Below are 14,695 nucleotides of genomic sequence, written 5' to 3' on the forward strand. Positions count from 1 at the left end.
CCACGAGACCCGTGAGCCTCGCGGATGCGAGGGGTTGCATGATCATATAGGGGGGATTTATGGCGCATTGGGGAAGCGCCGAAACGGCCTCGCCGGGTGCGGGCGGCTCGCTCGATATCACGCTTGGCCACGAGTCGCTCACGTTTCGGAATCGCTGTTTCGTCCAGGGACGTCGTTGGTTCGCCCATTCCCCGGTCGGTGAGGGCGGCCCCAATATTGACGCATGCTCAACCCGGAGTTCGGTGTGGACCTCCTTCCGATCCCCGCGACTACGACTTCTCTACAAGAACGACATCGCGAAGCCAGCACTCGTCGGCCTTCTTGGGCCGTGGAATAGCGGCGGCGTGGAGTCCAACCGGCCGCAGCACTACCGCCCAACCATCTTCATGAGGTAATGCCGCCTACACTCTGCCGACAGCGCACAACCCATGCGAAGGAACAGTGCCGATGACAACCGACCAGCAACGAGAGCGCGCCACTGCCTTCGCCGTCAGCGTCAAACACGACTCCGGTGCGACCGCCACAGTGTCCTCTGACGGGGTAGATCTTCGCCTGGAAGCCGTGATCGGAAGCACCCCGTATCTGATCGCGAAGCTCGGCATTGAGTGGGGCGGTGAATTGCTCGGCCCGGGCAGCGTCCTTGTGAGCGACAGCCGTACAGCCATCGTCGAGGACTACACCGCCTATGTCGGCAAGTCGACCGGCACCCATACCGTGCGCCACGAAGAGGCGACCCTGGCCCTTCGCACACCATCAGGCCGCCAATGGTTTTTGATCGTCCGTGCCGCCGCCGATGGATTCGCGTTCCGGTACCAACTAATGCCGGAAGGTGTCGTCGAGGTTGAGCTCGGCAACGAACTGACGACGTTCGAATTGTCACCCGCAGGCCGCGTCTGGACCCTCGATTACCACACCTGGTACGAAACCGTGCGGTTCGGCGTGGACACGGCCGACATCGCACCCGGAGAGTATGGTTTCCCGACCCTGGTCGACCAGGGAAACGGGGCATGGATCCTGTTGAGTGAGTCTGACATCGACGGGTGCTCCTCGGGAGCGCACCTCGTGCGTGACTCTCATGCTGCCGCCGGTGCCCTCCGAGTCGCCGCTGCCGACGTGCCCCTGGCCGTGGCGCCCGGGCATCGGACGCCGTGGCGCGTCATCATCGCGGGGTCGCTCGGTGAGATCGTCGCGTCGAATCTCGTCGACGATCTCGCCCCTGCCGCTAATCCGGACATTCCCGTGGTGGCCCGGCCGGGCCGTGCCGCATGGTCCTGGTGGGCGAGCCATCACTCCGGCTCCTCCTTCGAGCACCAGAAGACGCTCGTCGACTATGCCGCCGATCAGGGCTGGGAGTATGTGCTCGTCGACTGCGGCTGGGAAGCCGCGTGGATTCCTGACCTCGTCGCCTACGCGAGCCGCCGTGGGATCCAGGTGCACATCTGGAGCTTGTGGTCCGATCTGAACGGGCACGTCAACCAGCGCAAGCTCGAACACTGGCGATCGTGGGGGGTCGTCGGTGTCAAGACCGACTGCATGGAATCCGAATCGCGCGATCGGTACCGGTGGTACGACTCCATCATGGCCGAAGCCGAGCGGGTCGGCCTCATGCTCAACTTCCACGGTTCGGTCATCCCGCGAGGATGGACGAGGACCCATCCCAACGTGATCTCCTATGAAGCCATCCGCGGGGCCGAAGCCTACATTTACCACGGCGAACCTCTGACGGCAGCGCACAACGTCATCCAGCCCTTCACTCGAAATGTCGTCGGACCGATGGACTTCACCCCGGTCACCTTCTCCGCACCGGGAAGAGAGACCTCCGACGCACATGAGCTGGCCCTGTCCGTCGCATTCGAGTCGGGAATCACCCACTTCGCGGATGCCCTCGATGAGTACCGAGCGCGACCGCTGGCCGCTCGCTTCATGGCGACGCTTCCGCCGTACTGGCATGAGGAACGACTGCTCGACGGACACCCTGACCGCTATGTGGTCATCGCCCGCCGATACAACGACACCTGGTATGTCGCGGCCATCGGGACCGGCGGTCCTCGAACGATCACGCTGGATCCCAGCGTACTCCTGGACGATTACTCCGGCTGGCTGGTCAATGACGCGCCGGGGGGCGGCCTCGGCGAACAGCTCTTCGACGCTTCGGACGGTGCGATCGAGGTCCCGATGGACACGAACGGTGGTTTCGTCGCGGTGCTGGCACCGCGAGCGGAAGCCGTCACGCCGGCCCAGCCTCGCCCCCTCCAGCCTGCGGTTGTGATCGAGCCAAGTCACGCGCTGGCGACTCATGCGGACGGAGCTTTGTTGTCCACCGAGGCCGGTGCCGACCTGCTCCCCACGCCTGGATGGAGCCTCGAACGGCTTGACGAGGGGCTCTGGCGCGCACGACCGATGAAGAACGCGGCCCCCGGCGCCATGGGCATCGTCACCGCTGCTCGCACGGCTGGGCTGGAGGTGCCGGTGATCGGGCACGCCAGGCTGTTCGTCCCCCTGGGCGCGGGTCGTCATCCGTTGGCGGAACTGCCTTTCCTCAGTGCCCACAACGCGTTGGGCCCGGTCGGGCGGAATCGATCCAACGGCGGCGGCGGACCGAATGACAGCCAGGTGATGTCCGTCGCGGGAAGCCACCACACGAACGGACTCGGTGTCAGCGACGACTCGTCGATCAAGTTCTTCATCGGCGGGCAGGGCGGCACCCTGACCACCACGGTCGGAATCGACGACGAGACGGCCGGCGGATCGGCACGTGCTCTCATCGCGCTCGACGACGTCATCGTCGAGCAGTTCATCGTCCATGCCGGTGACGCGCCGCGCACGGTGGTCGTCGATCTCGGCGCCGCTGCGGTGATCGAGCTGCGGACCGAACCCGATCCCGGCTCCAGCGCGCCTGGTCATGTGGACTGGATCGACCCGCACATCGCCTTCGGCGCCTGAACCTCGCAAGTCAGCAAAGAGAAATCCATGATTGGGATACACCAATGAGCCTGCGGTCCGCACCGACGGCCGATGGGGCGGCGGCGGCCGACAGGGTCGCGTTCCCTCCCAGCCGAGTGAAGAACACACGTGGTGTCGTCAACCGCCGGACCATCGCCATCTTCATCGCCCCCTTCGGTATCTTGTTCCTCGTCTTTTTCGCAGCGCCGATCCTCTACGCGACCTGGAAATCGTTGTACGTCGTTCAGCGCACCGGAACATACGGTCCGGCCACGCAGGTATTCGGCGGGCTCAGCCAATACGTCCAGGTGTTCCAGGACGCCACTTTCTGGGAGTCGGTCGGTCGGGTCCTGCTGTTCGGCGTCGTTCAGGTTCCGATCATGATCGGGCTGGCGCTGCTGTTCGCGCTGCTGCTCGACTCGCCGTTGTTGCGCGGCAAGCGATTCTTCCGGCTCGCCTTCTTCGCTCCGTACGCCGTGCCGGGAGTCATCGCCGCGATCATGTGGGGTTATCTCTTCTCTCCCACCGTCTCGCCGTTCAGCGTGCTGACCTCCAAGGTCGACTTCCTCTCCGGCGACCTCGTACTCTGGGCCATCGTCAACGTCGTCACCTGGGTGTTCGTCGGCTACAACATGCTCATCATCTACTCGTCGCTTCTGGCCATCCCGGCCGAGATCTACGAGGCGGCAAGGTTGGACGGCGCGGGTCAGTTGCGGATCGCGTGGTCGGTGAAGATTCCGATGGTGATGCCCGCCCTGGTGCTCACCGTCGTCTTCTCGATCATCGGAACGCTCCAACTGCTCGCGGAACCGCAAGTGTTCACTCAGTTCACATCGACGGTCACCAGCACCTACACGCCCAATCTGGTGGTGTATGCGACCGCGTCGGTTCCCAACTTCAATTTCGCCGCCGCTTTCTCGGTGGTTCTCGCGCTCGCAACCTTCGTGCTGTCCTTCGGCTTCCTTAGGTTCACCCGACGGAAGGCCCTCTCCGCATGAGCAAGACCGCGATCCGGAAAACCGCCGGGGCATCCCAGGAGACAGTGACGTCGCGAGCGGTCGCCATGACCATCATGGGGGTGTTCACCCTCTATTTCTTCGTGCCGATCTGGTGGTTGGTGGCCTCCTCGACGAAGACACTCGACAACTTCAACTCCACCTCCTCGCTCTGGTTCTCCCCAACGTCGCTCAGCGACCTGGTCGCCAATCTCGGCACGCTGTTCACCTACGCCGACGCGCTCTTCCCCCGATGGATGCTCAACAGCATCGTGTACGCGACCGTCGCCGGCGGAATCGGCACGCTGCTCGCCGTGATGTGCGGCTACGCACTGGCCAAGTATCAGTTCCCCGGCCGTGAGGTCATCTTCAACATCGTGATCGGCGGCGTTCTGGTGCCCGCCACGGCGCTCGCGCTTCCGCTGTTCCTCATGTTCACCCAGGTCAACCTGACCAATACGTTCTGGGCGGTGTTCCTGCCCAGCATCGTGAGTCCATTCGGGGTGTATCTGGGCAGAATCTTCGCCGCGTCCGCCGTTCCTGACGAGATCATCGAGGCCGCGCGCATCGACGGAGCCGGAGAACTGCGAACATTCTTCTCGGTGTCCATCCGGCTGATGTCACCGGCGGTGGTGACGGTCTTTCTCTTCCAGTTCGTGGGGATCTGGAACAACTTCTTCCTGCCACTGATCATGCTTCGCAACAGTGACCTGTACCCGGTCACACTCGGGCTCTTCACGTGGAACTCCCAAGTGAGCCAGTTCCCCGAGATGCGCACGCTCGTCATCGTCGGGTCGCTTGTGTCGATCGTCCCACTGCTCATTGGTTTCCTCATTCTCCAGCGGTACTGGAGAAATGGACTCAGCGCCGGAGGAATCAAGTAGACGACCAAGTCGTCGTCGCGGCGGGGGACACTCCGCGTGGCACCCCTCACCAGAAGGAATATGAAATGCCAGTCAAACGCTCACGGTTCGCGGCGGCGGCCACTGTGTCCTTGGCCATCGCTCTGACCGGCTGCTCGTCGACGGGCGGTGGCGACACGAACGCGACGTCCCCGTCGGAGGCATCCGCGTGCCAGCCATCGAACGGCAAGGTCACCCTCAGCTTCGCAACATGGATTCCAGGCATCGCCGATGTGGTCAAACTGTGGAACGCGAAGAACCCCAACATCCAGGTGAAGGTGGAAAGCGTCCCGGGTGGTGCCAACGGCACCTACCAGAACTTCTCGAACGCGATCCAGGCCAAGAACACTCCTGACCTCGGCCAGATCGAGTACTACGCGCTTCCTTCATTCCGGGTTCAGGGTGGGCTGCGCGACATCGCCGGCTGTTCCGGCGTTTCAGCAGCCAAAGCCGACTTCTCCGGCGCGCTGTGGGAGCAGGTCGCTTTGGGGGAGAGCAAGTCGGTGTACGCGATTCCGCACGACACCGGCCCGATGGGACTGTACTACCGCAAGGATCTGTTCAAGAAGGCGGGAATTCCCGTTCCGACGACCTGGGAACAGTACGCCGACGCTGCCGCCAAGATCGCTGCACTGGGCGACAGCATCACGAACTTCTCGGTGAGCTCCGGCGAAATCCCGCCGATCGCGGGTTACGTCGCGCAAGCGGGCGGCCAATGGTTCGGCACCAGCGACGGCAAATGGACGGTCGACCTGACCGGGCCTGAGTCGACGAAGGTGATGGCGTACTGGCAGGACCTCCTTTCGAAGAAGTACGTGTCGACGATTCCCGGCTTCACGGACTCGTGGAACCAGGCCTACAACAAGGGCAAGGTCTGGACCTGGATCTCGGGGCCGTGGGGTGCGAACGGCATCATGGGCGGCGCGCCGGACACGGCCGGCGACTGGGCGGTCGCGCCGTTGCCGCAGTGGAGTGCGGGAGCGAATGTCACTGGGGCCTGGGGCGGATCCTCGACCGCCGTGTTCGAGTACAGCAAACATCCAGCCGAAGCGGCCAAGTTCGCGCAGTGGCTGAACACGAGCCCCGAGGCGCTGAGTGCGCTGGTCAAGCTGGGCAGCTTCCCCGCCGACTCCACGGCGGGCGACAAGGTCCCTGCGCTGTCCGAGGGCGTGCCATTCTTCGGCAACCAGGCGATCTACCAGACCTTCCTGGACGCGGGCCAGAAGAGCGCGCCGTTCACCTGGGGACCGACCATGACGCAGACCTTCGGCGACGTGTCCGACGGATTCGCCGGCGCCATCGCGGGCAATGGAACGCTCCTGCAAGGCTTGCAGACCGGCCAGCAGAAGACCGTGCAGGCGCTGAAGGCTGCCGGCATTCCCGTCAGCGAGTAGTACGACCGGGCGTCGGGCCGAGGGATGTGCAGGCCGGCAGACCCTCGGCCCGACGCCGATCCCGCTGGTCCTGGCGTTCGCCGGCAGCGGCCCGAAAGGATCACCGTGACCTCACCCATCGTTCAGCTGCGACGCGACGGCACCAGCGTCGTCGTCTCCCTGACCGACGACCGCCTGCCCCGCATCCTGCACTGGGGACGCGACCTCGGAGAGCTCTCACCCGAGGAGCTGGGCGCGCTGGAGCTGTCCACGCGCCCCACCATCGGCGACAGCCCGGTGACCTACCCGCAGCCTGTGCCGATCCTCCCGCAGTTGGCGGAGGGATGGCTCGGCGTCCCCGGCATCGCCGGCTCCCGAGCCGGCCGCGCCTGGGCGCCGCTGTTCGTCGTCACCGACACCGCGGTGCACGACGAGGACCCCGATGACGCCGCGTCGCTGACCGTCGAGGCGGCGGACACCGTGTCCGAGCTCGAGCTGACTCTTGAGCTGCGGCTCGAGCCGAGCGGGCTGCTGCGGCTGCGGGCCCGCCTGCGCAACCTGGGTGCGGCGTACCGGGTGGACCGGTTCGAGCTCGCGCTGCCCGTGCCCGACCGGGCCGGCGAGCTGCTCGACCTGACCGGACGCTGGGCGCACGAGCGTGTGCCGCAACGCCACCCGTTCCCGATCGGACGGTGGGAGCGGGACAGCCGCGGCGGCAAGCCGGGGCTCGACGCCCCGACCGTCCTGCTCGCCGGGGAGCACGGCTTCGGCTTCCGCGGCGGCGACGTGTGGGGCGCGCACCTGGGCTGGAGCGGCAACCAGACGCTCGCCGCCGAGCGCACCCCCGCGGGCTCCCGGATGTTGCGCGGCGGTGAGCTGCTGCTCCCCGACGAGCTCGTCCTGGAGGCCGGCGACGAGGTCACCACGCCGTGGTTGTTCGGTTCGTGGGGCGACGGGCTGGACGACCTGTCCGGCCGGTTCCACCGATTCCTCCGCGCCAGGCCCGCGCACCCCTCCACGCCGCGTCCGGTGCTGGTGAACACCTGGGAGGCGGTCTATTTCGACCACGACCTCGACCGGCTGCTCGCCCTCGCCGAGCGCAGCGCCGCACTCGGGGCAGAGCGCTTCGTCGTGGACGACGGCTGGTTCCTCGGGCGGCGCGACGACACCACCTCCCTCGGGGACTGGGTCGTCGACCCCGCCGTGTGGCCGGTCGGCCTTGAGCCGCTGGCCGAGCGGGTCCGCGAGCTCGGTATGGACTTCGGCCTGTGGTTCGAGCCGGAGATGATCAACCTCGACTCCGACCTCGCGCGCGAGCACCCCGAGTGGATCTTCGACGCGGGCCACGGCCCCGGCCTGCCCTCCCGATACCAGCACGTCCTCGACCTCGGCCACGAGGACGCCTACGTGCTCGTCCGCGACCGGATCTCCGAGCTGGTGCGCCGGCTAGGCATCGCCTACATCAAGTGGGACCACAACCGATTCCTCACCGACGCCGGTCACAGCACGGATGGGCGACCCGGGGTGCGGCGGCAGACCCGGCAGGTCTTCCGCATGATGGACGAGCTGCGCGCCGCGCACCCCGGGCTGGAGATCGAGTCCTGCGCGTCCGGCGGCGGCCGCGTCGACCTCGGCGTGATCGAGCACACCGACCGGGTCTGGGACTCGGACTGCAACGACCCGCACGAGCGCATCGACATCCAGCGATGGACGACCCTGCTCCTGCCTCCCGAGCTGCAGGGGACCCACATCGGCGCCGGGGAGTCCCACACCACGCACCGCGTCGCCCCGCTCGCGTTCCGCGCAGCGACCGTGTTGTGGGGCCACCTCGGGGTCGAGCTCGACCTCACCGCGCTCGACGACGACGCGTTCGTGGCGGTCCAGAGCTGGGTTCGCACCCATCGGGAGCTGCGCCCGCTGCTGCACACGGGCACCGTCGTCCACGCCGACACCCCGCCCGAGACCCGGCTCGACGGAGTGGTCTCGCGGGACCGCGCGACGGCCGTGTACCAGTTCGCCGTCCTGCACCGTCCCGCATCCTGGCCGCCGGCCCGCCTGCGCCTGCCCGGGCTCGACCCCGCCCGCCGCTACCGTGTCGAGGAGCTCGCCGTCACCGACGCGGTGCCGGCCGGACAGCGACCGCCGTGGCTCGACCAGGGCGGTGTCGTCCTGCCCGGCGCGGTGCTCGCCGAGCACGGCCTTGAGGCTCCGTCGCTCGACGTCGACCGCTCGGTGCTGCTGAAGGTCACCGCGACCGACGTCACCCCATGACTCCGCCCGAGGCTGAAGGTCACCGCGACCGGCGCCACCCCATGACTCCGCCCGAGGCTGAAGGTCACCGCGACCGGCGCCACCCCATGACACCGCCCGACGACGCGACGGCGTTCGTCCGGTTGTCACTGCGGATCGGAGAACACACCGTCACGGCGGCGGTCTCCCGACGCGCCGCGGCCGTGCGGATGTTGCGGGTCGATGCCATCGACCTGGTTGAGCCCACGATCACCGTGACAGACGCGCCCGGCATGGCAGGCGCGATCCTCGCGCCCTGGCCGAACCGCGTCGAGGGGGCATCCTGGTGGCTCGACGGCCACGAGCAGCGTCTGGTCGTCACCGAACCAGAGCTCGGCCACGCCAACCACGGCCTCCTCGCGGCCACGGACTTCTGTGTTCGTGAACAGCGCCAGGATGCGGTCACGCTCGGCACCACGATCTCGGCGGCGGAAGGGTACCCGTTCGAGCTTGACGTGTCGGTCTCCTACCGGCTGCGCGATGACGGCATCGCGACGACGATCACCGTGCGCAACCTCGGTGCCGCTCGCGCGCCTGTCGCTCTCGGGGCGCACCCGTACCTGCGCGTCGGCGACGTGCCCACCGCGCGGCTGCGCATGCGTCTCCACGCGGACCATGTCTGGCCGCTCGACGAGCGGCATGTGCCGGTCGGACGCGTGCCGCGTACGGTGGCGGACGTGCTCGTCTCCGAGAGCCCGCGCCACGCGACCTACGAGAGCAGCTCGCCCGGGACGACGATCTCGCATGCGCTGACCTCGCCGGACGGCCGCCGCGTGACCCTCACGGCGGACGGCGCCTACCGCTTCACGCAGGTGTGGATCGCCGGCGACCTGGCATCCGACGACGGCCCGCGTGAGGCGATCGCCATCGAGCCGATGACCGCGCCGCCCAACGCGCTGCGCAGCGGCGTCGGGCTGCACTGGGTCGAGGCCGGCACGCAGTGGACGACCGGGTGGGGCATCCGCCTGTCCCAGGCGATCCCGGAAGCCGATGCCGAGGCCCCGGCCGGCCGTCAACCGGCGGAATCGCGGGCCCGATAGTCGGTCGGGCTCGTCCCGTGGTGGCGGCGGAACTGACGCGAGAAGTAGAACGGGTCCGTGTAGCCGATCTCGCGCCCGATCTCGGTGATGGTGGCATCCGTCGTGTCGAGCAGCTGCCGTGCCCGCGCCATGCGCAGCGCGGTGTGGTGGGCGAGCACGCCCCCTCCGGTGGCCCGGCGGAACATCGCTGTCAGATGCGACGGCGACACGCCGACGAGGGCGGCCAGCTCGGGGACCTTGATCGAGCCGTCCAGGCGATCCTCCAGGTAGGCCATCGCGCGCTGCAGCGGGTCGCCCGGTCTGGGCAGCAGCTGATCCACGGCGATCTGGGTGAGCAGCTTCCATGCCGCGCCGGCCGCGGCGAGCATCTTCGCCGGCGACGGCGCCCGTTCCAACGCCGTCACGATCTCGTCGAGGAGGGCGACGACGCGCTCGACCGCACGGACGGCCACCACCGGCCTGCTCTCGGTCACCCCGATGCTCTCGATCAGTTCCGGGGCATCCGTCCCGCCCAGATGCGCCCACCAGATCGTCCAGGGTTGGCCGTCGTCCGCACCGTATTCGTGCGGGACGGCCGCCGGGATCACCAGCGCCTCGCGGGCTTCGACACGGTGCATGTCCTGCCCGAGCCGCACCCAGCCGGCACCGCCGGCACAGACGATCACGATGTACTCGGCGGTGCCGCGCTTGCGGCGCATCCTGTGGTCCGACGCGTGCGGATAGTATCCGGCGTCCGTGACGACGAGTCGCCGGGTGACCGGACGCCGCAGCGCGTGCGCGACCACCGGGCGCGGCACCACGACGAGCCGCTGCCCCCGGAACCCTTCCTCGACAGGCATCCATCCATCCTTGCGATCATCGCTGAATCGTCCAGGTAATGCGTTGACCGGGCCATGGTGCGCACCCGGCGCGGGAGGTTGGCTGGAGACATGCACGATGATGTCTCGCTCACGCTTCCCGACGCCCCTGAACTTCTCGCCGCCCGGCTGGCGAACGGGGACGCCGTGGCGTGGTCGGAACCGGTGACCATCCGCACCTACGCCGTCGGTGACCCGGACCCGTATCCGATGTTCGTGGACCGGCGGGTCTATCAGGGCTCGAGCGGGCGGGTCTACCCGATCCCGTTCATCGACCGCGTCGACCACGAGGCGTCCCCGCGCGCATGGCAGGCGATCCACTTGGAGAACCGGTGGATCCGCCTCATGGTGCTGCCCGAGCTGGGCGGCCGCATCCACATCGGATACGACAAGACCGCCGGCTACGACTTCTTCTACCGCAACAACATTATCAAGCCCGCCCTGGTCGGTCTGGCCGGGCCGTGGGTCTCCGGTGGTGTCGAGTTCAACTGGCCGCAGCACCACCGCCCCGCGACGTTCCTGCCGGTGTGCACCGAGATCGAGGAGCACGACGACGGCAGCGTAACGGTGTGGTGCTCGGACCATGATCCTTTCGCCCGGATGCGCGGCACCCACGGGGTGCGCCTGCACCCGGACCGCGCCGTCGTCACGCTCGTCGTCCGCCTGCACAACCGCACCAGCGAGGTCCAGACATTCCTGTGGTGGGCGAACGTCGCCGCCCGCGTGCACGACGACTACCAGTCGTTCTTCCCGACCGATGTCTCGTACGTCGCCGATCACGCGCGGCGTGCCATCACGGCGTTCCCCGAGGCCGACCGCCCCTACTACGGGTTCGACTACCCGCGCCGGCATGCGTCGGGCGGTGACCGGATCGACTTCTACCGCAACATCCCCGTGCCGACCTCCTACATGGTCACCGGCACCCGGGATGACTTCTTCGGCGGCTACGACCATGCCGCCGGCGCCGGATTCGTGCACGTCGCCGACCGGCACATCGCCCCGGGCAAGAAGCAGTGGACGTGGGGCGACGCGCCCTTCGGGCACGCCTGGGACCGCCTGCTCACCGACTCCGACGGCCCGTACGTCGAGCTCATGGCCGGGGTCTACACCGACAACCAGCCCGACTTCGCCTGGCTGGAACCCGGTGAGACCAAGGCCTTCCACCAGACCTGGTACCCCTACCAGGGCATCGGCGTGGTGCACCAGGCCAACGAGGAGGCGGCCGTCCACCTCGACGTGGGCGACCACCGGCTCAGCGCCGGCATCGCCGTCACGCGCGAACGACCCGCGTCGCGCATCCGGATCACCGTCCGTGACGTCGAGCTCTATGAGGAGCGCGTCGACCTCGCGCCCGGCGAGCCGTGGACCTGGTCGACCCTGCTCACCGACGACGTCGCCGCGTCCGAGGTGCGCGTCGTCCTCGAGCACGACGACACGATCATCATCGGCTGGACCCCGCGCGTCCCTGCCGACGCCGCCGAGCCGGCCGTCGCGGTCGCACCGCTCCAGCCCGGCGAGATCAGAAGCGTCGACGAGCTCTATCTCACCGGTGTCCACCTGACCCAGTACCGTCATCCGACCCGCTCACCGATCCCGTACTGGGAAGAGGGACTGCGACGCGACCCCGGTGACGCGCGCTGCAATCTCGCGCTCGGCACCGACCGGTACCGGCGTGGACTGTACGCCGATGCCGAGGAGCACCTGCGGCGGGCCCTGGACCGGCTCACGGTGCACAACGCCAACCCTCGCGACGGCGAGACCTCCTACCTGCTCGGGCTCACGCTCACGCGCACCGGCCGGCTCGAGGAGGCGTTCGATGCGTTCGCGAAGGCCGCATGGGACGTGCACCGGCTCGCTCCCGCATCCCTTGAGCTCGCGCGCATCGCCGCCCGCGCCGGCGATCGCACACAGGCCCTGGGCAGGGTCGAGGCCGCTCTCGCTGCGGCGCCGGAGGACAGCCGCGGGCACGCGTTGCAGGCCGTCCTGCTGCGCGGCCTGGGCCGGGCGGACGAGGCGGAGCACGTCCTGGACGCGGTCCTGCGCGCCGAACCGCTCGACCACACCTGCCGGTTCCTCCGCCATGGGGCCTGCGCCTTCGACGGTTTGGACGCACGGACCGTCGTCGACGTCGCGCTCGATCTCGCCCGCGCCGGGGAGGCACAGACCGCCCTGGACGTCCTGGCGATCGCCGGCGACATCGAGCGAACACCCGGTGGTGAGGTACGGCCGATGGCGCACTATCACCGTGCCCGGCTCCTGAACGAGCTCGGCCGGGTCGACGAGGCAGCGGCCGCTCGCACGCTCGCCCGGCAGGTCCCCGATGAGCTGTGCTTCCCAGCCGGCCTGGACGACCACGACGCCCTCACCGCGGCCGTCGCCGCCGACCCCGGCGACGCACGGGCCAAGGCTCTCCTCGGGATGTTGCTGTTCGACGGCGGGCGCACCACGGAGGCCCTCGAACTCTGGCGGGCGGCGATCGCCACCGGCCCGGTGAGCACGGTGACGCTGCGCAACGCCGCGATCGCGACCTACACCGTCGACGGCGACATGGACCGCGCACTCGGCCTGTACGACACGGCCCTCGAGAACCGCCCGGACGCACGCCTCGTCTACGAGAGCGACCAGCTGCGCGCCCGCGCGCGCACCAGCACCCTCGAACGGCTCGAGCGACTCGAGCACCATCGCGATCTGGTGCTGCACCGCGACGATGCCACGACCGAGTACTGCGGCCTGCTCATCGACGCCGGACGGCTCGATGAAGCGGCCGCGATCCTCCGCACCCGCGACTTCGCCCCGTGGGAAGGCGGGGAGGGCCGGGTCCTCGCCGCCTGGGAGGACCTCCACCTCGCCCTTGCCGACCGGTTCCAGGACGCCGGCGATCTCACAGGCGCCTTGGCGGCGGTTCAGGAGGCCATCGACGTCCCCGCTCACCTCGGCGAGGCGCGGCACGAACTCGCCGACACGACCCGCGTCTACGGCCGCCTCGCCGAGCTGCTCGACGACCTCGGCCGGCCGCGGGAGGCCGACGATGCCCGACGGCGCATCCAGACCAACGCCGCGGTGGCGCCTGTTCTGGCCGACGGCACGATCGACTACTTCGCCACCTCGCTTCCCGATCTGCTCCTCTTCCCGCCGAAGGACTGACGTGACCGCTCCTGCCTCTCCAGCGACCAGCACCTCGCCGGCGGCCGACTTCACTTGGCGGTCCGACCCAACAACGGCGTCGATCTTGCTGTGACCTGTGTAAGCGCCCCTGAGCGGGCATGACCCGCCCCCCGTTACACATCCTTGGCTCGAGTGCTCGCCAGTACACGCCTTGCGGCAACCCATGACCCGCCAGGCTGCGCCGACCTTCAGACGCTGCTTCGGGGGCGGTCGGCGACCTTCAGCTCGCACACGCCGTCCGAGCACGAACGTCGTAGCCGCCCCCTTGAGATCGTCTGCACCAGCCCGATCGCCCAGCAGGTCGGACATCCACGGAAAGCGAACACCCCGGCGGCGGCGAGCAGCAAACTGACCGGCCCGACCACCGGGATGAACGCGACCGAGCAGATCAGCGCCCCGAAACCGACCGCACCGCGCACCAGGTGCCGGGGCAGCGACGAACTCGCGAAGCTCTGTTCATCAGTCATCGACATCTCCAGGAGCCCGAGTCCGGCAACAACGAGATCTCCCGTGACCGGTCAAACAGGGCATCGAGATCCCCCAGAGCCGGATCGGACAACGTGCGCTGTACCGCCGCGCGAGCACGATGCAACCGCGACTTCATCGCCGCGGCGCTGAGCCCCAGATGGTCGGCGACCATCCGCCCGCTGAGTCCTTGTACGTCCCGCATGATCAGCACCTGCCGCTGGTCGGTGGGCAGCGCGGCGATCGCATCCGCCACGCGCGCGGCCTCCAGACGCTCGAACACCTCGTCCTCGGCCGACGGCACCGCGGTGGCCTCGGTGAACGGTGGCAGAGACCGCTTCATGGAATGCGCCCGCCGGATGCACTCATTGCGAATGATCCGGAACATCCACGAAACGAACGCACCCGTGGCACGCAGGGTGCCGATCTTGCGATAGAGGACGATGAGCGCTTCCTGCGCAGCGTCCTCAGCGTCCTCAGGTGTGGCGCACAACGACCGCGCGAACCGCTGCACGTGCGGGTGAGCATCCGACACCAGCGCTGCGATCGATCGCACGTCGCCGCCGCGTGCGGCGGCGACCAGGTGCGCGTCCGACCATGTCGTCTCAGCCACGTCCACGCCTCCTTCGGCGGAGCACGACGACACTACACGTGCAGATGAGCACG

General features: G+C 68.2%; 10 protein-coding genes. 7 read left to right on the forward strand and 3 right to left on the reverse strand.

Annotated elements, in window-relative coordinates; translation table 11 throughout:
• The first annotated feature begins 447 nt into the window (after positions 1-447).
• The 6 genes from ACWD0F_RS06165 to ACWD0F_RS06190 all read left to right on the forward strand — a co-directional run bounded on the left by ACWD0F_RS06165 (position 448) and on the right by ACWD0F_RS06190 (position 9,542).
• Positions 448-2,943, forward strand: a complete 2,496-nt coding sequence (locus tag ACWD0F_RS06165; protein WP_449872827.1) for a glycoside hydrolase family 97 catalytic domain-containing protein — start codon at positions 448-450, stop codon at positions 2,941-2,943.
• A gap of 44 nt (positions 2,944-2,987) precedes the next feature.
• Positions 2,988-3,941 carry a carbohydrate ABC transporter permease gene (locus tag ACWD0F_RS06170; RefSeq protein WP_449872828.1) on the forward strand — a complete coding sequence of 318 codons (954 nt, stop codon included), beginning with the start codon at positions 2,988-2,990 and terminating at the stop codon, positions 3,939-3,941.
• On the forward strand, positions 3,938-4,822 hold the full coding sequence (locus ACWD0F_RS06175) for a carbohydrate ABC transporter permease (protein ID WP_449872829.1): 885 nt from the start codon (positions 3,938-3,940) through the stop codon (positions 4,820-4,822). Before ACWD0F_RS06170 ends, ACWD0F_RS06175 begins: the two co-directional genes overlap by 4 nt.
• Positions 4,823-4,887: 65 nt before the next feature.
• A complete protein-coding gene (locus ACWD0F_RS06180) occupies positions 4,888-6,234 on the forward strand; it encodes an ABC transporter substrate-binding protein (protein WP_449872830.1) in 1,347 nt (448 codons plus the stop codon).
• Between the two features lie 105 nt (positions 6,235-6,339).
• Positions 6,340-8,484: an alpha-galactosidase gene (locus tag ACWD0F_RS06185; RefSeq protein ID WP_449872831.1), complete on the forward strand. Its 2,145-nt coding sequence runs from the start codon at positions 6,340-6,342 to the stop codon at positions 8,482-8,484.
• A gap of 86 nt (positions 8,485-8,570) precedes the next feature.
• Positions 8,571-9,542, forward strand: a complete 972-nt coding sequence (locus tag ACWD0F_RS06190; protein WP_449872832.1) for an aldose epimerase family protein — start codon at positions 8,571-8,573, stop codon at positions 9,540-9,542.
• Here the strand turns inward: ACWD0F_RS06190 and ACWD0F_RS06195 are convergent.
• Positions 9,515-10,381, reverse strand: a complete 867-nt coding sequence (locus tag ACWD0F_RS06195) for a helix-turn-helix domain-containing protein (protein WP_449872833.1) — start codon at positions 10,379-10,381, stop codon at positions 9,515-9,517. The genes ACWD0F_RS06190 and ACWD0F_RS06195 overlap by 28 nt on opposite strands.
• A 90-nt stretch (positions 10,382-10,471) precedes the next feature.
• Between ACWD0F_RS06195 and ACWD0F_RS06200 the strand changes: the two genes are divergently transcribed.
• Positions 10,472-13,543: a DUF5107 domain-containing protein gene (locus tag ACWD0F_RS06200; protein WP_449872834.1), complete on the forward strand. Its 3,072-nt coding sequence runs from the start codon at positions 10,472-10,474 to the stop codon at positions 13,541-13,543.
• Positions 13,544-13,752: 209 nt separating this feature from the next.
• Here ACWD0F_RS06200 and ACWD0F_RS06205 read toward each other — a convergent pair whose 3' ends face one another.
• Together ACWD0F_RS06205 and ACWD0F_RS06210 are read right to left on the reverse strand one after the other, a co-directional pair.
• Positions 13,753-14,031, reverse strand: a complete 279-nt coding sequence (locus ACWD0F_RS06205; RefSeq protein WP_449872835.1) for a hypothetical protein — start codon at positions 14,029-14,031, stop codon at positions 13,753-13,755.
• On the reverse strand, positions 14,028-14,642 hold the full coding sequence (locus ACWD0F_RS06210; protein ID WP_449872836.1) for an RNA polymerase sigma factor: 615 nt from the start codon (positions 14,640-14,642) through the stop codon (positions 14,028-14,030). The genes ACWD0F_RS06205 and ACWD0F_RS06210 overlap by 4 nt, the downstream gene beginning before the upstream one ends.
• Between the last annotated feature and the right edge of the window lie 53 nt (positions 14,643-14,695).

The organism is Nonomuraea sp. NPDC002799, assembly GCF_053592075.1.